This window comes from Kitasatospora sp. MAA4, assembly GCF_029893355.1.
GTDB lineage: Bacteria > Actinomycetota > Actinomycetes > Streptomycetales > Streptomycetaceae > Kitasatospora.
Window position 1 is genome coordinate 107,490 of sequence record NZ_JARZAI010000001.1, and the last position, 19,005, is coordinate 126,494.

Annotated in this window: 16 protein-coding genes and 1 pseudogene; 6 read left to right on the top strand and 11 right to left on the bottom strand. The window is 69.9% G+C overall.

Annotated features, from left to right (window positions below):
• Positions 1-10 precede the first annotated feature (10 nt).
• The gene (locus P3T37_RS00495; protein WP_280721327.1) at positions 11-1,288 is read right to left on the bottom strand and encodes an MFS transporter; all 1,278 of its coding nucleotides are present in this window, start codon (positions 1,286-1,288) and stop codon (positions 11-13) included.
• A gap of 657 nt (positions 1,289-1,945) precedes the next feature.
• Here P3T37_RS00495 and P3T37_RS00500 point away from each other — a divergent pair.
• Entirely contained in the window at positions 1,946-3,514 is a 1,569-nt protein-coding gene (locus P3T37_RS00500) for a family 10 glycosylhydrolase (RefSeq protein WP_280721328.1), read from the top strand.
• Between the two features lie 70 nt (positions 3,515-3,584).
• Positions 3,585-3,926, top strand: a complete 342-nt coding sequence (locus P3T37_RS00505) for a DUF5713 family protein (protein WP_280721329.1) — start codon at positions 3,585-3,587, stop codon at positions 3,924-3,926.
• A 272-nt stretch (positions 3,927-4,198) separates the two neighbouring features.
• Here the strand turns inward: P3T37_RS00505 and P3T37_RS00510 are convergent.
• The 5 genes and pseudogenes from P3T37_RS00510 to P3T37_RS00530 form a co-directional block, all read right to left on the bottom strand.
• Positions 4,199-4,861, bottom strand: a pseudogene (locus P3T37_RS00510) (terpene synthase family protein); the annotation flags it as partial.
• A gap of 104 nt (positions 4,862-4,965) precedes the next feature.
• Entirely contained in the window at positions 4,966-5,310 is a 345-nt protein-coding gene (locus P3T37_RS00515) for a hypothetical protein (protein ID WP_280721330.1), read from the bottom strand.
• Positions 5,311-5,603: 293 nt separating this feature from the next.
• On the bottom strand, positions 5,604-6,446 hold the full coding sequence (locus tag P3T37_RS00520) for a Scr1 family TA system antitoxin-like transcriptional regulator (RefSeq protein ID WP_280721331.1): 843 nt from the start codon (positions 6,444-6,446) through the stop codon (positions 5,604-5,606).
• Entirely contained in the window at positions 6,443-6,976 is a 534-nt protein-coding gene (locus tag P3T37_RS00525) for a DUF6879 family protein (protein WP_280721332.1), read from the bottom strand. Before P3T37_RS00525 ends, P3T37_RS00520 begins: the two co-directional genes overlap by 4 nt.
• A gap of 3 nt (positions 6,977-6,979) precedes the next feature.
• Positions 6,980-7,180, bottom strand: a complete 201-nt coding sequence (locus tag P3T37_RS00530) for a hypothetical protein (RefSeq protein WP_280721333.1) — start codon at positions 7,178-7,180, stop codon at positions 6,980-6,982.
• A 390-nt stretch (positions 7,181-7,570) separates the two neighbouring features.
• On the opposite strand from P3T37_RS00530, the gene P3T37_RS00535 reads away from it, so the two are divergent.
• A complete protein-coding gene (locus P3T37_RS00535) occupies positions 7,571-7,972 on the top strand; it encodes an Imm7 family immunity protein (protein ID WP_280721334.1) in 402 nt (133 codons plus the stop codon).
• 32 nt (positions 7,973-8,004) lie between these two features.
• Here P3T37_RS00535 and P3T37_RS00540 read toward each other — a convergent pair whose 3' ends face one another.
• Positions 8,005-9,090: a fatty acid desaturase family protein gene (locus P3T37_RS00540; protein WP_280721335.1), complete on the bottom strand. Its 1,086-nt coding sequence runs from the start codon at positions 9,088-9,090 to the stop codon at positions 8,005-8,007.
• A 129-nt stretch (positions 9,091-9,219) separates the two neighbouring features.
• A complete protein-coding gene (locus P3T37_RS00545) occupies positions 9,220-10,158 on the bottom strand; it encodes an EamA family transporter (RefSeq protein WP_280721336.1) in 939 nt (312 codons plus the stop codon).
• 422 nt (positions 10,159-10,580) lie between these two features.
• Between P3T37_RS00545 and P3T37_RS00550 the strand changes: the two genes are divergently transcribed.
• On the top strand, positions 10,581-11,567 hold the full coding sequence (locus tag P3T37_RS00550; RefSeq protein WP_280721337.1) for a helix-turn-helix domain-containing protein: 987 nt from the start codon (positions 10,581-10,583) through the stop codon (positions 11,565-11,567).
• Between the two features lie 6 nt (positions 11,568-11,573).
• Here P3T37_RS00550 and P3T37_RS00555 read toward each other — a convergent pair whose 3' ends face one another.
• The 3 genes from P3T37_RS00555 to P3T37_RS00565 form a co-directional block, all read right to left on the bottom strand.
• The gene (locus P3T37_RS00555; protein ID WP_280721338.1) at positions 11,574-13,091 is read right to left on the bottom strand and encodes an ABC transporter substrate-binding protein; all 1,518 of its coding nucleotides are present in this window, start codon (positions 13,089-13,091) and stop codon (positions 11,574-11,576) included.
• A gap of 17 nt (positions 13,092-13,108) precedes the next feature.
• Positions 13,109-14,446 carry a hypothetical protein gene (locus P3T37_RS00560; RefSeq protein WP_280721339.1) on the bottom strand — a complete coding sequence of 446 codons (1,338 nt, stop codon included), beginning with the start codon at positions 14,444-14,446 and terminating at the stop codon, positions 13,109-13,111.
• Between the two features lie 152 nt (positions 14,447-14,598).
• Positions 14,599-15,867: an MFS transporter gene (locus tag P3T37_RS00565; protein WP_280721340.1), complete on the bottom strand. Its 1,269-nt coding sequence runs from the start codon at positions 15,865-15,867 to the stop codon at positions 14,599-14,601.
• A 285-nt stretch (positions 15,868-16,152) separates the two neighbouring features.
• On the opposite strand from P3T37_RS00565, the gene P3T37_RS00570 reads away from it, so the two are divergent.
• Positions 16,153-17,574, top strand: a complete 1,422-nt coding sequence (locus P3T37_RS00570; protein ID WP_280721341.1) for a PLP-dependent aminotransferase family protein — start codon at positions 16,153-16,155, stop codon at positions 17,572-17,574.
• A 59-nt stretch (positions 17,575-17,633) separates the two neighbouring features.
• Entirely contained in the window at positions 17,634-19,004 is a 1,371-nt protein-coding gene (locus tag P3T37_RS00575; RefSeq protein ID WP_280721342.1) for a glycosyl hydrolase family 28-related protein, read from the top strand.
• Position 19,005 lies beyond the last annotated feature (1 nt).

The window sequence follows — 19,005 nt, forward strand, 5'->3', positions numbered from 1 at the left end:
TTGGACGGGCTCAACGGGCGTCGACGGCTTCTTTGACCTCTTCGGCGATCGGGAGGTCGCGCATCCCTCGCAGCGGCGAGAGCAGCAGCGGCAGCGGCACGGCGAGCATGCCCGCGGCGCAGACCCACAGCGCGGCCCGCGGCCCGGCCGCCGCCGCGACGGTGCCCCCGGTCAGCGCGCCCAGCGGCATCGTGCCCCAGACCAGGAAGCGCATGGTGGCGTTCATCCGGCCCAGCAGCGCGGGCGGGCAGATCACCTGGCGGAAGCTCACCTGGGCGACGTTGTAGACCACTGCCCCGAAGAACACCACCGCCGAACCGGCCGCGAACAGCACCGCACCCGCACTGCCGCGCGCCAGCGGCCAGAGCAGCCCGAACGGCGCCGTCGCCGCGACCGAGAGCCAGATGATCCTGGCCTGCCCGAACCGCCGGGCCAGTGGCCCCGCGCACAGCGCACCGCTCAGCCCGCCGACGGCCGAGGCCGACAGCAGCAGCCCGATGGCGGCGGGGGAGAGGCCGAGCACCCGGACCCAGAAGACCGTCTGCACGGACAGCAGCAGGGCGGCGAAGAAGTTGGACGAGGAGGTCGCCGCGGCGATCACCCGCAGCAGCGGTTGACGTGCGACGAAGGCGACGCCCTCGCCGATGTCGGCGCGCAGCGAGCGGCCCGGCACCGGTTCGGGGCGCGGCTCGCGGGTGCGGATGCCGAGCAGCAGGAGCGCCGAGGCCAGATAGCCGAACGCGTCGGCCACCATCGCCAACGGCGCCCCCAGCAGCTGCACCAGCACGCCGCCGAGCCCCGGCCCGGCCACCTGGGCGGACGAGCGGACGACCTCCAGCGCCCCGTTCCCCGGCACCAGCTGCTCGCGCGGCAGCAGCTGCGGCACGAACGACTGGTGCGCGACCTCGAAGAACACCGTGGCCAGCCCGGTGACCAGGGCCACCAGGTAGAGCTGAGCCATCGTCAACACCCCGGCGACGGCGGCCACCGGGACCGATCCCACCGCCAGGCAGCGCACGAGGTCGGCGCGGATCAGCACCGGCAGCCGGCGCATCCGGTCCACCCATGCCCCCGCGGGCAGTCCCACCAGCAGGAAGGCGGCGGTCTCGGCAGCGGTGAGCAGGCCGACCTGGAAGGGCGCGGCGTCCAGCTTGACCACCGCGACCAGCGGCAGGGCGACCAGGGTCACCTGGCTGCCGAGCTGGCTCGCGGCGGCCCCCGACAAGAGGAAGCGGAAGTCACGATGGCGTAGGAGCGCGCCTCCGACGAGGCGCTGGATGGCGTTCACTTGTGTGACTGTCGGTCAAAGGTCGTACACCGGGCAACCGATGGGAACGAATCCGGACTTCTCCCCGTCCGACGTCCCGATTCGGCCGTCCGAGCCGGTTCGTGAGCATGATCATGTCGGGTCGCCGCCCGGACCACCCCGAAACGCAAGTGCCGCCTGGCCTGCCGACCGGTCGGTCGGCACCGGACGGCCCGTCCGGTTTTCGGGGGAGCCGCACCGCCGATCGGACGCCAGTCTTCAAATATGGCTGAAATGGGTGGGAGATGTTGAGTATTCATCTCTATTTTGCACGTGTGTGATACCCGCCCTTCCCCTTCGGGTCACCCGCGAGTCGGTCGAAGTGCCCATCCGGGCAGGTGAGTCGGACGGCCGTATTCCGCCGCCGTTCCACAATCACCGTGACGTTCAAGAAACTTGACGATCATTCAGGAACAGCTGCGCACGGCGAGATCGTCCACGCCCCGATCCCTCCGAGTTCCCGCCCGCCTTGCCCCTTGGTACCGAAAGGGCCATTCGGCCCTGCCCGTTGGAGCAACCAGGGCTGTTCGGCGGCAGCCTTCGTCCCCCCGTTGTGTGAATGGCTCTGCCCATCGGCCCTGCTCCGTTGGACGACGGAGTCAGTGCGGCGAGAGTCCTGTGGACCCAAGGAGGACTCCTGTGCGCCGCGTGGTCCCGCCCGACACCTGCCGCCCCCGGCGCCGAGCCGTCGTGGCCGCGCTGGGGGCGGTGATGACCGCGGCGGTGACCGGATCCCCCGCTGGTACCGCCGTTGGAGGCGGCACCGGAAAGCGTCAACTGCGGGGCGTCTGGATCACCTCCCTGGACAACATCGACTGGCCCCAGCGCGACCGGCTGGGCCCGGAGCAGTCGCGGGCGGACTTCACCGCGCTGCTCGACGAGGTGCGCGCGATCGGGTTCAACGCCGTGTTCGTGCAGGTCCGTCCGACCGCCGACGCCCTGTGGCCTTCGCCGTTCGAACCGTGGTCGGAGTGGCTGACGGGTACCCAGGGCCGGGATCCGGGCTGGGACCCGCTGGCGTTCATGGTCCGCACGGCCCACGAACGCGGCCTGGCCTTCCACGCGTGGTTCAACCCCTTCCGGGTGGCGATCCAGCCGGATCCCGCCGAGCTGGTTCCCAGCCACCCCGCCCGCCGCAACCCGCAGTGGACCGTCGTCTACCGCGGCGAGATCTACTACAACCCGGGCGTCCCCGCCGTCCGCGACTTCGTCCAGCAGGCCATCATGGACGCGGTCCTGCGCTACGACATCGACGGTGTCCACATCGACGACTACTTCTACCCCTACCCGGACCAGACCGAGTTCCCCGACGATGCCGCGTTCGCCGCCTACGGCCGCGGGTTCGCCGACCGCGCCGCCTGGCGTCGCGACAACGTCAACCGGACGGTCCGCGGGCTGCGCGACCTGGTCCGTGCCGCCCGCCCCGAAGCGGCCTACGGGATCAGCCCCTTCGGCGTCTGGCGCAATCACAACACCGACCCCGGCGGCTCCGCCACCATCGCGCTGCAGTCCTACGACGCCCAGTACAGCGACTCCCGCGCCTGGGTCCGCAACGGCTGGGTCGACTACATCGCGCCGCAGCTCTACTGGGTCATCGGCTTCACCATCGCCGACTACGCCGTCCTCGCGCCCTGGTGGGCCGAGCAGACCGCCGGCACCGACACCCAGCTCTGGATCGGCCAGTCGGCCTCCCGCCCAGGCGCCCCCGACCGCCCCGGCGCCTGGCAGGACCCGTCCGAGCTCTCCCGCCACCTCGCGCTCAACGCCACCCTGCCGTCCATCAGCGGAGACATCTTCTTCAGCGCCCGCTCCGTCCAGGTCGACCGCATCGGCGCCATCAGGAAACTGGCCGCCGAGCACTGGCAGCGCCCGGCGCTGATCCCGCTGCTGCCCCGCCTCGCCCACACCACCGCGCCCCGCCCGCCTGTCCTCTCGGTCCGCGTCGACCGGCGCAGCCTCACCATCACGCCCTCGCCCCTCGCGGGCCACCCCCCGCCCTTCCAGTACGCCCTGTACCGCTACGACGCCGACCCCGGCCCGATGCCGCCCCCCGACGCCGCCCGCCTCGCCGCCCTACTGCCGGCCCTCACCGCCGACCGCGTCCACCCCCCGGACACCGTCCCAAGATCCTGGTACGCCGCCACCGCCGTGGACCGCGCCGGCCGCGAGAGCCCCACCAGTGCACCGGTACGGCTGCCTACCCCCTGAGGTCCGTCGACTGTCAGTGGTGCGGTTCAGGATGGGGGCCTCGGATCTTCGGTAGGGAGGTGGGATCGCGATGGCGGTCAAGAACCAGCAGGTGGCAGGGTATTCGTTCCTGAAGGCGTTGTTCGAGGACGACTACTTCCCCGATCAGGTCGTCACCAGGGGGAAGGAGATCCTGCTGAGGCTGTGCGCGCGGATCGAGGCCGAACAGCCGTCGGACCTGGCGGCGCTCTACGCGCTGACCGAAGTGGCCACGGAGGAGTTCAACGTGCTGGAAGCGGAGTTCGAGGCAGCCGGAAGCGAGATCGAGACCTTCGCGCGTGAGGAGATCTGCGAGGACTTCGGGTTCGTGGCGTCGGCGTACGGGTTCGACGACGCCGACATCTCGGAGTTGGTGGCCGCGCGGGAGTGGTGAATGCGCCGACTGGGCCACCGGGCGGCCTCTGGTCTCTCCACCTCCGAGGAAAGGTGTTCCGACGTCTCGCGGAGCAACGAGCGCCCCAGGACAGTGCGGCCGAGGCGGTGCGTCACCGCGTCGGCCGGCGTTGCCAGCACGTACCGGGAGCTTGCCGCCGTCCACTCGCCCAACGCACCCCGGAACCGCTCCAGGGCATCGGCGAACGCACCGTCGCGCTCCTGAATCGCGGTGCGCGCCCACCAGAAGCTCAACTCCTGTGCCCGCAGCAGCTCGCGCACACGCCCCTCAGCCTCCCGAACCGAAAGTCCGGTGGTGCGGGCCAGCGCGGCGACGGCGGTGAACGTGTCCTCGGGTGTGGCGGCGAGATCGTTCGCGAGGTAACCGCATGCGGAGAACGAGCGCAGCAACTCCTGGACCAGCGGCGTGTTCCACTCGGGCGTAACGCATTGCTCGGCGAGCTCGCACCACATCGCGGCGAGCAGCATCCCGCCATCGGCTGGCCGCAGCAGTTGGTACTCGTGAAGCGTCGGGGTCCGGCCCGGTCGCACGTATTCGGTCAGCTTCTCGTTGGCAGCCTGGATCCAGGCCGCCAACTGCCGCCGGTACCGCCCCCACCAGAATCCCGGCATCACCTCCCGCGTCCGCCGCACCAGATCCGCAAGCGCCTGGACCAGAGGGTGATCGCCAGCCGCCGACTGTGGATCCCCGGCCACGGCGTCCAGCAGCGCGAGAACGAGCCGATCAATAATCTCAGGTGGAGCGTCACGCGGCTCCCGGTCAAGCTCATCGTCCAGAAGCCAGACCAGCAACGCCCACTGCGTGCCCAAGTGGAGAGGCGCGCCGATCGCAGTGGGCCACGCCCGCAGACAGAGCTCGACATACCCCTGGCCGATAAACTCGTCAGGCGCCGGATGGACACCGAACTGCACCATCCACGTACGCGCCCCCACATACAGATCTGTACGCCGAGGATCGGACTGCGCGACCTGCGGCGCCGGCTCCAGCCCGAGGTCCGCGTGCGACCGCTGCTGCCCTGTCACGACGCGCCATCCCTCATGTGCCGCTCGACCCGTTGCACGATGACGGTCATGACGGCGATGAGTTCCAGGGCCTCCGACAGATCGGCGTTCGCGAGGCCGTCCTGGGCCATTGCCCGAAGCTGCCTCGTGATCCGGGCGAGGTCGGTGCTCGCGGCCGGTTCGTCGTAGGGCCGCTCCAGGCTCCAGCCGAACACCGGAGCCGGAGGCCGAGGTCGGGCCACGGCGGCTGCGCGGGGCGCCGGTTGCGGCTCTGTCACACCACCCCAGTATGGAGTCGGCAGTGTCCGGTAGAACTGCCAGTGCTCCTCACCGAATTGGATGGACTCCCGCTGCTCTGTCATCGGCTGGCCTCCGCACAGTCAGCGCAGGAGACGACAGCCCAGGCCAAGCCGTCCACCACGCGGTGCCCGGCTGGCTGGAGTGGCGGTGCCGCAGAACCGCATGTGATGCACGCGAGTTCATGCAGCTGGTTGTACGTCAGGGATGCGTCCGCGTGCGGCAGCCCGACTCCGGGCTGCGGCTGTGCGAGCGCCGCAATATCTGCCATGACCAGCACGTTAGAGGGCGCTGATTCTCCGAGTCTGCCGTGATTCTCGTTGATTCTTCGGGGGCATCCAGCTGTGCTCGCAGATGCTCACGAGATGTCGAGAGACATCCGCACCCGAGCGATCGATCGGTGAGCCTCATGACCGTAGACGGCACTCCGGCGAAGGAAGTCCCACGCCCGGCTGTAGAGGGCGATGTCGGACTCGCTGTCGAGCCACATCTCCGCGTTGATCGTCTCCACGATCACCAGACGGTCGTCATAGATCCAGAAGCCGTGTGCGGGAGTGCGAGCCAACTGAGCGCCGAGCGGAATGATGCCCAGCTCGATGGTGTCGAGTCCGATCGCACCAACCAGTCGATCCAGCTGAGCGGCCATCACTACGGGAGGGCACACTGCGACGTGTAGTGCTGCTTCCCAGACGATGAACTGGAATCGGCGCCCGGGCTCGTAGAGCGCCTCCTGGCGACGCATGCGTGTGCGCACAGCCTCGTCTGTGTCCCTGGGGGATTCGCTGAACGTGGCGTTCAGCGCCAAGAGGTGGCGAGCGTAGTCGGCGGTCTGCAACAAGCCTGGCACCCGAGCGGACTCAAAGGCGCGAATACGTTTCGTGCGGCGCGTCTCGGCCACAGCCTCCTCCTGGCGAGCGCGGTGGCCACCACTCAGCTGTCGCCGCCACGAACGGTAGGACGTCTCGAGACCCCCCAACTGGGCATGCAGCTCAGCTGAAACGTCCGGTCGGCCGACTGCCTCGACCCACACATCAAGGTCGGCCGGCTGCGCGGTCTGCCGACCGGTCTCCAGCTTGGAGATTTTCGACTGCTGCCAACCAGTGCGATCAGCCATCGCACGACCGGTCAGGCCGGCCTCGTCGCGCAGCTCACGAAGCCGCGCGCCGAGGGCCACCCGCGCGTCTTGGAAGTCGGTACTCACACGGCAGACGCTACCCGCGCCGCGAACTCAACGGTGGGCACCGCGTGATGCCAAGCAGCATCACGCGCCTGGCAGGCTGCCAGAACCTGGGCCGACTCGGTGATCAGTTCGACACCCAGCGTCCGATCGTCCTCATCGAAATGGAACTGTGCGAGCAGACGTGAGTCGAACAGCCAGAAATCGAAGGCCGGGAGACCGAGTCGTTCGGCGTCGGCCCGGCGCAAGTTCCTGATGTCTTCCCCCGCTTGGACGTTGCCGATCCCACTGGCCAGGAGGAACTGCTGACCATCGGTGAGCGGCTCATCGACCAGCCGAACCCGTTCGAAGCGCTTGCCAGCTGCAACCTGCATCTGAACGTTGGCCCGCCAGGGGTTCGCCGGGTCGTCGACAATGTCACCGCCTTGCCGCCACCGCTGCCATTTCGGACTGTCACGGTCCGAGGCGTAGCCTCGGCGCGTCTCCAATCGCCAAGCGGTGTGTTCGAATTCAGTGAACAGGTGGGCGATCTCGCGGAAGGGGATGACGGACACGCTCTACTCCTTGGGCGCGAAGCGGGTGAGCAACTCTCGCGGGACAACGACGAAGGTCTCCGAGGACTTCACGTCACGCAGCTGCGCGAGGGCCTCTGGGTCAGTGAGGCGGTCGCCCTGGACGACGATATCGCCGGTCTCGGTCTCGTACAGGGTCGGGCAGTCGCCTTGGTCGGAGGTGGTGCCGAGGAACGTGAGCTTCATGGTGCGCTCCCTCTCTGCTGGTGGAGGCATCCAGGATGCCGCGCTGGAGCCCGGCGCGGGGCTGAAACGAAGAAGCTGGGGGACGGGCGCCGCCAGCCACGCCCCTCCCCGCAGCGCTTGGCCCGTTCGGACAGATACCTCGCCATGTGCGTTTGCTGGCAGTGCTGGTGATCGTAGGGCCGGGGCCGGGCGGCAGGAGTTGTACGGCGAAAGACTCGGATCTCATGTACCTCGCGCATCCATTGCCAGCTCAGCCGCAGACTCAGCCACTGGGCCAGGAAAGACTGGTTTGGGGGGTAGGCCAGACTGTTCCTCGAATGTCTGCTGGTTCGCGTCCACTGCCACAGTGTGACGGCCCAAGGCTGGGCGGCGGGTCGGTAGGCTGCGGTCATGTTCGAATACCACGGCTGGATCAACGTTCTGGAGAGCGCCAGCGCCAACGATGACGACTATGACGACGACCGTCTGCGGCGGATCGTGGAGGGCATCGAGCGGCGGATCCAGGAGATCGACAGCCCGTATCTGCTTGATCTGCGATGGATGAACGGTCAGGTGTTCGTCCACTTCGGCGGCTTTCCCAACCACCGTGACGCCGAGATCGTGGAGTTCTTCGAGGAGGTCGGTGACCGGGCTCCGGGTTCGTATGGCCTGCTGCATGTGCGCGACGACGAGGACCCCGCTCGGTCGAACGAGGTCCTCGTCATCAGGATGGTCCGCGGGCGGGTGACCGAGCGCTCGGAGTCGTTGCTGTCCCCCTGCATCCCTGTGCTGGAGGATCCGTTCGAGGGATAAGGGCCCGAGGCGCTCAGACTGCCGCAGTGGGGTCAGGCGGCGGTGGTCACCGCGTCGGCCAGCGTCTTCGCGGGCTCGCGGGTGGTGTCGCGGGGGAGGGTGCGGATGATGGCGGAGATTGCCGACTCCTGGCCCTGGGGGCCGCGTTGGAAGAGGCCGCCGGCCTTGGCGTCCCAGGCGGCGTAGTCGGGGTCGGCCAGCCGCAGGAGGTGGGCCTTGTGCATGTTCCAGAACGGCGTGCGCGGGTCGAGGTGGTGGTCGAGGTGGTAGCTCTCGCCGTGCATCGCGGTGAGGAAGCGCTCCAGGCCGCGGCTCTTGCGGTTGCGCGTCATGTAGAGGTTGAGGTCGTTGTCCCTCACCAGCGGGGTGTGCTCGGCCAGTTCGATGTACCAGCTGACGATCTGGAACGAGGTGAGGTACGGGACCAGCCAGAACAGGCAGAACGCGGTGAGCAGTTGGTCCCAGGCGAGGGCGCCGAGGACCAGGGCCCAGAAGGCGAGGAAGGCAACCTTGTCCCGGCGGACCCGCACCAGCTGCTCCGCTCGCTGGACCGGTCCGCCGTCGTCGTCCTGCTTGCCGCCGAGGCGGTTGACGACGAGGTAGCGGACGAAGGAGAGCGTCCGCGACCCGAAGGCCGGGCGGACGACCAGCTTCATCCACCGCTCCCGCGCGGTGAGTTCCTGCTCGTACACGCCCTGGGCGATGAAGAACCGCAGGTCGGGGTCGAGCTCGGGGTTGCCCAGGCGCGGGTGGTGGATCGCGACGTGGGAGCGCTTGTACGAGTAGTGCTGCTGGAAGATCGGGTAGGCGGAGAGCACGGTCCCCAGTACCAGGTTCAGCCCGCGGTTCGCGGCCAGCACGCCGTGCGCGCTCTCGTGCAGGATGGTGGCCAGCGCCCGCATCCGCGACCCGATCAGCACCAGGGCCAGCGGGTACAGCCACGGCGAGATCAGGTAGCAGCTCGCGACGGCGGCCGAGATCCAGAAGGCGTCCTCCGCGAACGCCAGCAGGCCGTGCCAGTTGTCGAGTTGGTTGAGTTCCCTGATCTGGTTCTCGATCTCCGGTTTTGACCGGTAGGGACGGTAGCGCTTGCCTTCGTTCGCCCAGATGTCAGACATGTTTTCCCCCATGTGTGGTGGGTGGCGGCGCACGCGTCGCCACCCGGATTCGGGCACAGCTCAGCGACCGGGCCGGTGGTGGGATCACCCCGTGGTCCTGCTCGGCCCGGTTGGTCAACTGTGCTGCTGTCAGGAAGAAGTGGGAGCCTCGGAAGTAGGAGCCCCGGAAGTAGAAGCCTCGTCGGCCGACGGCTCCTGCGGGCGGGCGCCGCGCCGGATCGCGGCGAGGCTGGCGGACATCACGCAGGCGATCCCCAGCATCTGAGTGACCGTCAGAGTCTGGTGCAGCAGCACGAATCCGATCAGCGTCGCGACGGCCGGCTCGAAGCTCAGCAGGGTGCCGAAGGCCGCCGTGGTGAGCTTGCGCAGCGCCACCATCTCCAGGACGTACGGCAGGACGGGCAGCAGCACCGCCGCGGCCGCGGCGCCCAGCAGGATCTTGGGCGTGAGCGCCGAGAGTGCGTGCGGCAGGCCGAGCGGGGCGGCGCAGAGCGCGGCCACGGTGACGGAGATCGCCAGCCCGTCGACGCCGCTGAACCGGTCGCCCACCCGCTGGGTGAAGACCACGTAGCCGCCGAGCGCCGCGCCGGCCGCCGTGCCGAAGGCGAGGCCGACCAGGTTGAGCGAACTGTTCCAGGGCTGGGTGAGGATGAGCACCCCGCTGAGCGCCAGCACCGGCCAGATCACGTCGGCCCGCCGCCGCAGCCCGGCGACCGCCACCGCCAGCGGGCCGAGGAACTCCAGCGAGCTCGCGACACCGAGCGGGATCCGGTCGATGGCCTGGAAGTAGCAGAGCGTCATCGTCGCGCTCACCACGCCCAGCGCGGCCGCGAACAGCAGGTCGCTGCGGCTGCGTCCGCGCAGCCGGGGGCGGGCCCAGGCCAGCAGCATCAGCGCGGCGAACGCCAGGCGCAGCGAGGCGGTCGCCGCCGGTCCGACGGCCGGGAACATCCAGGTGGAGACCGCCGCACCGGACTGGACGCTCACCATCGCGGCGACGGCGAGTCCGGCGGCGCCGTAGGTACCGAAGTTGAGCGATCGGGGGCGGGCGGTGGTGAGGGTCGTCATGGTCTGCGTCCGCTCTTCTTCAGCAGGGATCCAGCAGGGAGTTCAGCAGGGAGCACGCCTATCGCCCTCGGGGCGGTACGCGTGCAGGGGATGCCCGGGGTCCGGCCCGGCGCTCGGCGCTGCGGACCGGATGGGAACTCGTCCCGGCGGAGGTCAGTCCACCGGCCCGAGGGCCGTGCCGCCGCTGCCGGTGTGACGGCAGCACACGGCGGCGCGGCTGTTGCCGTGGCGGCCGATCGGCTGGACGTCGTTCACAACAGCTCCTGGGGCGGCACATTCCGGACGTGACGGCGGGCAGGCGCGACCGTCCGGTGATCGCCCTGCCACTCAGAGTCTGGTCTAGATCATCGTCCTCGTACATACTTACCCGGTGGCAACGAACTGCCGCGTCTAGTTGTGGACACGTGACCGGGGGGTCGAGGGTGGGGACGAACTTCGAGAACAGCCTCCCGATCTACCGGCTCGCCCGCGCGCACCCGGACTGGACGCCGAAGCAGGCCGCGACCGTCGTGGGCGCGCCGGAGGAGGCGGTCCGCGAGGCCGTCGACCTGCTGCTCGGCGCCGGCCTGCTCAACGAGTCGCCCGCCACCAGCAGCGGGTTCGTCCCGTCGGCGCCGGCCGCCGCGCTCAGCAGGCTGCTCGCCGGCGAGTTGGACGACCTGGATCAGCGGCGGGAGCGGCTCACCTTCCTCCAGGCGGTCGTTCCCTCGATCATCGGCGAGCTGCAGAGCGGGCAGGACCAGCCCGGCGGCTCGGTGCACACCGAGCTGATCGTCGGGGCGGCGAGCATCTCGGCTGCTCTGCAGGACGCCGCCGCGGAGGCGCGGACGGATGTGCTGAGCATGTACCCCGGGCCGAACACGCCCGCCCGGCAGCTGGAGGAGCGGCGCTCGCGGGTCGCGGACGTGATCGGGCGCGGCGTCACCGTGCGCACCATCCACCTCACCGCCGCCACCCGCGGCGCGGCCCTGGCCCAGCAGCTCGCGCAGCTGGGGGAGCTCGGCGCCGAGGTGCGCACCGCGCACACCGTGCCGCTGCAACTCGTCGTGGTGGACGACGTGTTGGCCTGCACGCCGGTGGACACCGCGGACGGCGGGAGCGCCGCGCTGGTGACCCGCGGCCCGGCGCTCACCCGGGTGTTCCGCCGGCTCTTCGAGCACTGCTGGGCCTCCGCCTCCCCGCTCGTCCAGGAGCGCATCGATCCCCGGGAGGGCCTGCGGCCGACCGACCAGCAGCGCTCGGTGCTCCAGATGATGGCCGCCGGACTCAAGGACGAGGCCATCGCCCGCGAGCACGGCGTCTCGGTACGGACGCTGCGCAGGTCGCAGTGCGCGCTGATGGACAAGCTGGGCGCCGACACCCGCTTCCAGATGGGACTGAAGGCCCAGGCACTCGGCTGGCTGGACTAAGCCGGGTCACGCAAGCACCGTTGCGGCGTGCAGGTCGAGATCGCCCTGCGAGGTCATCCGGACGTTCCCGAGCCGCTCCGAGTAGCCGGCCACCGCCCGGTCCTGCCAGAGCGGGATGTGCGGCAGATCCCGCACCAGCAGCCGTTCGGCGGCCTGGTAGCGCGCCGAGGCCGCGGACTCGTCGGGCGCCGCGTCGGCCTCGGCCAGCAGCGCGTCGAACTCCGGCCGGGCGTAGCCGGAGTCGTTGAACGGACTGTCGGAGTGGAAGAGCGGGCGCAGGAAGTTCTCCAGCGCCGGGTAGTCGGCGGCCCAGTCGACCCGGTAGATCCCGGTGACCTTGCGCTGCTCGACCGCCTCGCAGTAGTCCCTGACCCGGTCGTACAGGACGACGGAGCAGTCGATGCCGAGCACCCGCGCGACGCCCGCGCTCAGCTCGCCCAGCCACCGCCGCGCGCTCACCGGCGAGTGGAACTCCAGCGGTCCGGTGAAGCCGGACCGGGCCAGGTGCGCCCGGGCCGCCACCGGGTCGAAGGTGCAGAACCAGCCTGCCTGGCCCGGTAGATGGCCGATCACGCCCGGGACCGACCAGCCGTCGGCGGGCCGCTGTCCGCCGCCGAGCGCGTGGGCGACGAGGTGGGCGCGGTCGATCGCCAGGGAGACGGCCTTGCGCAGGTCGGGGTTGTCGTAGCCGGGCAGATAGCAGGGGAAGCCCAGCCCCTGGAGCTTCAGGTCGAGCCGCCCGACCATCCGGCCCGCGAGTTCGCGCTCGCACCGGCCGTCGGCGACCGCGTCGATCGGTAGGGCGTCCAGGAAGTCCAACTCGCCGTCCAGCAGTGCCTGGTAGGCCGACTCGCGGGTGGGGTGGGTGACCAGCGCCAGGTTCCTGACGCCGGGGCCGGGGGTCCCGCGATACTCCTCGAACGCGGTGAGCCGGTGACCGGTGGCGGGTTCGACGGAGACCAGCCGGTAGGGGCCGTTGCCGACCGGCAGCCGCAGGTAGCGTTCGCGGTCGGTGAAGAAGACGTCCGGGAGCGGGCAGAAGGCCGGTGCGCCGAGCAGCGTCGGGAAGATCGCGAACGGCTCGGCCAGCGTCACCTCGAACGCGTGGTCGTCCAGCACCCGCAGCCCGGCCAGCCGGTCGGTGCTCGGCGCCCGGTCCGGATCCTCGGGGTGCACCTCGCCGTACCCGAGGATCTTCTCCAACGAGGCCGCGTGCGCCTGCCCGTTGGGACGGTACGCGGTGTGGTTCCAGGCGTCCGTGAAGTTGTGCGCCAGCACCGGTGTGCCGTCGTGGAAGGTCCAGCCGCGCCGCAGGGCGATCGTGAAGACGGTCGAGTCGGCGGTGCTGATCGAGCAGGCCAGCGCGTGGTACGGCGTCGCGTCCTCGCTCGCGTAGCCCACCAGGCCGGTGAAGAGCAGGCCGATGACGCGGGTGCCGCAGTGCTCGGCGGTGTCGCCCGGAACCAGTGGGCGCACCGGCGGGTGCTCGTAGTTGTAGAGCCGGATCTCCCGGTCGCCGGGCATGCGCACTGCTCCTCTGGCTAGTAGTGGAAGACCGAGCCGGTGTGGATCCTGTCGATGCAGCGCAGGCCGATGACGGCGCTGGAGTCCGCCGGGATGACCCGGGCGTGGGCGCCGGCGTAGCCGTCCGGGTGGTAGAAGACGCCCCAGAGCGTCTGCCAGGGCTGCTCCGTCCCGGTGGCCGGGTCGACCATCAACTCGGTCTGCGGGACCACGCGTTCCTGGACGACGCAGCCCGCCGCGGCGCCCTCGGTGAGCGCGGTCCACCACTCGTCGTCGCCGGTCTCCCAGCCCGCGACCACCCCGTAGCCGCCGAAGAGGTTGTCCGGCTTCAGGATCAGGTGCTCGCGGCGGTCCCTCAACTGCTCGACGAGGGCGGTGTCCTGGAGTGCGGCGGGGCCCTGGAGGGAGCGGGTCCAGGGCAGCGCCCGTTCGATGACGCGGCGCTCCTCGGCCGAGAAGCCGTGCGCGTAGCGCGGGTCGGAGAGCAGCGCCATGCACGCCTTCTCGCCGAACAGGTTGCTCTGCAGCGTGTGCCACAGCAGCGTCTGCCCCGCCTCGTGGGCACGGAACACCGGCTCCGCCAACTCCAGGTTGCGCGTGTTCTCCAGCAGCTGGTCGGTGTCGAAGGCGCGCCACACCACGTCGATCGGCAGGCCGTTCAGGACCAACCGGCCGTCCTTCTCCTGGAGTTCGGTGAGTTCCGCGAGGTGCAGGTCCAGGCCCAGCCCGCGCATCACCCGGTGGAGGTTGTGCCAGATGCTGCCGAAGGTGTCCATCCCGCCCGGCGCCTCGACCAGCGCCACCACGGGCTCGCGCACGCCGTTGTAGGCCGCCGCCGCCTCCTTGATGGTGCGCACCGTCGCGCGGCCGGTGTGCACGTAGTCCAGGCCGTGCTCGCGGGCGAACGAGGCGAAGCCGTCGACCTCCAGCAGCGCCCGCGGCACCTCGCCGGCCCAGTCCCAGCCGCCCAGGTCGCTGCCGATGCCGAACTCCAGCAGCTTGAAGCCGGTGCCGTCGTGGTAGGCGTCGGCCCGGCCGGAGAGGCGCGGAGTCTCCGGCGCGTGCCGGCGCATCAGCTCGGCCCGCGCGCCGTGCACGCCGACGGCCGCCATGAAGCGGTCGAGGTCGCCGTCGAAGAGCCGCTCGGGAAGGGTGGTGAGCATTCCGAGCAGCTGCATCAGATCATCCGCGAACCCGTGGATCCGGTCCTGCGGCACGAAAACGGGGCGCGGCGGATAGGGACGCTTCCAGGTGGGAATTCGGGCATCGGCCTCCACCGTGCGCATGACGTCGACCAGCGCGTTTCCCGGTACCCGGCAGGCGGTGTTGTAGGCCCTTGTCACGGAGTTCGTCATCACTCGTTCCTCTCACGAAAGGCGCACTGGTCTCCGCGGCGGAACAAATGAATTCGGCATTCCCGCGCACGGCCGGCATTTCCCGTCGACCGACCGTAACAAGCCGCTCGGACCGTCGTAAGAGCCAATCCCCGATGCTTGGCACCGTCGGGTCAGACGGAGACGGCCGCCGCGCTCCCGTCGGGCTCCAGGGTGGCGGGCAGCTCGCGCATGGTGCGGATCGGCGAGAACAGCACCGGCAGGACCGCGAGGAGCTCGCCGCTGACGCCGATCCACATCGCCGGCCGGACCCCGATGGTCTGGCCGAGCACGCCGCCGATCAGCGCGCCGATCGGCATCGAGCCCCACACCACGAACCGGATGGTCGCGTTCATCCGGCCGAGCAGCGGCTTGGGTGTCACCCGCTGCCGGAAGCTGACCTGGGTGATGTTGAAGATGATCAGCGTGACCCAGCCGAGGCCGTGCAGCGTGATGGCGAGCGCGAGCCGCCAGTCCGCCTGGTAGAGCGGGAGGGCGCCGAACCAGCACACCGTGCTGACGATCATGCAGATCCAGATCGCCGGTCCCTCGCCGAGCCGGGCCACCACCCGCTCGGTCACCAGGGCGCCGACGATGCCGCCCAGCGCCGCCGCGCAGAACACCAGCCCGCACAGGAAGGCGGACAGGTGCAGCCGGTCGGCCAGCAGCACCATCAGCAGCGAAATGCCGATCGTGCCACAGAGATTGGAGATCGCGGCGGTGCAGGCGATGGCGCGCAGGATCCGGTTCCCGAACACGAACCGCAGGCCCTCGGCGATCTCGGCCCGCAGGTTGCGGTCGGGGCGCGGCACCGGCCTGGTCTCGACCTTGCGGATGCGGCCCAGGAAGACGGCCGAGAGGACGAAGCTGACCGCGTCGATCGCGATGGCGGCCGGCGCGCTGAGGACGTTGATCACCACACCGCCCAGGCCCGGGCCGCCGACCTGGGCCACGTTGCGGGTCGCCTCCAGCTTGGCGTTGCCGTCGACCAGCTGCTCGCCGTCGACCAGGGCCGGCAGCAGGCTCTGGTACGCGACGTCGAAGAAGAGGGTGAGCACCGAGGTGCCGAAGGTGACCACGTAGAGCTGGAGCAGGCTGAGCGCGTGGAAGGCGTAGGCGAGCGGTATCGAGCCGAGCAGGACCGCCCGGCCGAGGTCGCCCGTGATCATCACGCGGCGGTGTCGCATGCGGTCCACCCAGGCGCCGGCCGGCAGGCCGAGGAGGAGGAACGCCAGGTACTGGAACATGGTGAGCAGTGCCACCTGGAACGGAGTCGCGTGCAGGCTCCTGATCGCCAGGTAGGGCAGTGCGAGCACGGTCACGGCCGAGCCGACCTGGCTGATGGAATCGCCCGTCCAGAGTTGCCTGAAGTCGCGGTGGAATAGCAGGCTGGATTTACGCACGAGGGGAGCATGCGTGATCACCTGCGGGTTGTCAATGTCACGACACAATCGGTGGCGAGGGTTCCGGATCGCGCCGGTTCCGTGAGATTCCGCCACTTGTTCGTGTCAAGTGGTTGACTCCGTACGCGGGCTGCGGTTCAATCAGCCTCGACCGTTTTCGATAATAGTCGTCAACGTCGTCATGGAATTCTTCACTGCGGGGGCAGAGAATCCAATGAATAAATATTCGGGCCCTTCGATACGCCCGGCAGGCCTGCCGCCGGGCGGACTGCCACACGCCCTGACATGAGCTATGCATTCACTGCACTCCAGGTCGAACGGATGCTCGGCGACTGGCGGGTGGAGGGGCCCGCCTACTCGCGGCTCGCCGAGGCGTTCGAGGTGATGATCACCGACGGCCGACTGCCCGCGGGGGCCCGGCTGCCGGCCGAGCGGACGTTCGCGACCCAGTGCGGAGTCAGCCGCAACACCGTCACCGCGGCCTACCGGGTGCTGCGCGAGCAGGGGTTCCTGACCAGCGGCCGGGGTGCCGGCTCGTTCGTGCTGCTCCCCGAGGCGGAGCAGAAGCAGCGGATCCCCACCTCCTGGGCGGCCGACCGGGCGAGGCAGGACATCGATCTGGCGGTCGCCTCGCTGCCCGCGCCGGAGTCCATCCTCGGCGCGGCGACCAGGCGCGCGGCGCTCGACCTCCACCAGTACTCCCACCTGCCCGGATACGACCTGGTCGGCGCCCCTGAACTCCGCCAGGCGATCGCCGACCGCTACACCGCCCGCGGTATCCCGACCGGACCCGAGCAGATCATGGTCTCCGCCGGCGCCGACCACGCGCTGGGACTGGTCATCCGCCTGCTGTCCCGCCCGGGCGACTCGGTGCTGATCGACAGCCCGACCTACCCCAACGCGCTGGACATCGTCCGCGCGCTCCAACGCCGGCCGCTCACCGTGGGGTTGGGCGCGGACGGTTGGAACACCGACGTCCTGGAGACGGTCCTGCGGCGGGAGAAGCCCGCGCTGGCGTTCCTGATGCCGGACTTCCACAACCCCACCGGGCTGGTGATGCCGGACAGCGCCCGCGCGGCGATCGCGGACGCCGCCCGGACCTCCGGCAGCTTCCTCGTGGTGGACGAGGCGACCTGCGAACTCGGCCTGGACGGTGGTACCTTGCCCCAACCGATCGCCTCGTACGGCGCGCCGGGACGCGTCGTCTCGATCGGCAGCATGAGCAAGACCTGCTGGGCCGGACTGCGGTTGGGATGGGTCCGCGCGGCCACGCCCGTCATCTCGCGGCTGGTCGACCTGCGGTGCGTCGTCGACACCGGAAACCCCATCATGACCCAGCTCATCGGGCTGCGGGTGCTCGAATCCTACGACGAACTCCTGGACGAGAGACGGGAGATGCTGCTCAGACGCCGCCAGGTCCTGACGGACTCGCTCGCCCGCCACCTCCCGGACTGGCGCTACACCGTGCCCGGCGGCGGCTTCTCGCTCTGGGTGGACCTCGGTGCCCGGCTCAGCTCGCCGCTGGCGCTCGCGGCGGCCCGCCGGGGCGTGAAGATCCTCTCCGGCGGCAGGTTCGGCGCCGACGGCACCCTGGAGAACCACATCCGGATCCCGTTCGCCGCCGACGAGGAGTCCCTCGCGGCGGCCTGTGAGCGCCTCGCCACCGCCTGGCGCGAGGTCACCACCCACCGCCGCAGCCACACCTGACCAGCTGACATCATCTGGCACAGCATCAACAGTGTCAGGTGAGTCGAGAGGATGTCAGAGTGAGCACAGCGGGGGATTCGGGCAACAGCACGGCCAACGGTACGCGGCGGCGGGCACTGCTCACCGGTGCCATCGCGGGGCTGGCCGGAGCCGCGACGGTCGCGGGAGCAGCACCGGCCTCGGCGGCGGGCACGAGCGGGCCGGACTGGCTCAACGTGAAGGACTACGGAGCGGTCGGGGACGGCTCCACCGACGACACCGCGGCGGTCCAGAGCGCGATCAGCGCGGCCTCGGCGGCCGGCGGCGGCACCGTCTACTTCCCGGTGGGGAACTACCTGGTCACCCCGAGCGGCGGCAGCCCGGCACTCGCCGTCACCGGCCGCGGCGTCCGACTGGTCGGTGCGAGCAGCAAGGCCGCCACGCTGGTCAAGGGCGGCAACGGCATCCTGCTGCGGATGTCCGGGCCCGGCTCCGACCCGACGGGGGCGACCCACCTGTCGTACTGCTCGGTCGAGAACCTCGGCCTCAACGGGAACGGCAAGAGTGGCCTGCTCCTCGAGCTCTACTACAACAACAACTCCTACTTCCGCGACGTCTTCATGTCGAGCAACAACGACCTGTGCATCGACGCGGTGGAGTTCTGGGACTCCCGGTTCTACAACCTGGTGATCGAGTCCTGCACCGGCACCCCCGGCAGCACCACCCAGCCCAACATCTGGCTGCGCAACTCCGCGGCCACCAGCGGCTGGGGCTACAGCCCCGACTCGGTCAACCAACTGCACTTCATCGGCTGCCGGTTGGAGAACTTCGGCACCGGCGCGCTGTGGATCACCCAGGGCCCCGCGGGCAGTGACAACCCCAACGGGATCTACCTGACGGACTGCAAATTCGAGACCTCCAACATGCAGGGCGGCCCGCACCTGAAGGTCGACGCGTCCTGCACGCACGTCTACGCGACCAACATCTACGCCTACGCGGGCGCCTTCGCCCCCGGCTACTCCACGGCGCAGAACATCATCAGCTGGGCGGCGATGAACGGCGCGCTGGAGAACGTCCTGATCGCCAACGGCTCGACGGCGACGATCAACTCCGGCGTCGACCTGTACTCCGGCCCCGGCTCCACCGCCGTCGTGCGCAACGTCGTGGGGCACTACACCACCAAGCCGACCGGCACCCACCTCTACTACGAGAGCTCGTCCACCGGCGACTTCCAGGTGGAGAACTGCTACGGCAGCAGCGGCGGGCAGTCCAGCGGCACGGTCCCGACGAAGAACCAGCCGAGCGCGCCGCTGCGCCTGGTGGCGGGCCCGGTCAGCGACGCGTCCTTCACGCACACCCCGGTGGACGGGACGCTCGCGGTGGACACCGTCGACAAGCGCCTGTACGTGCGGGTGGGCGGCGCCTGGCTCTGGTCGGCGCTCAACTCGTAAC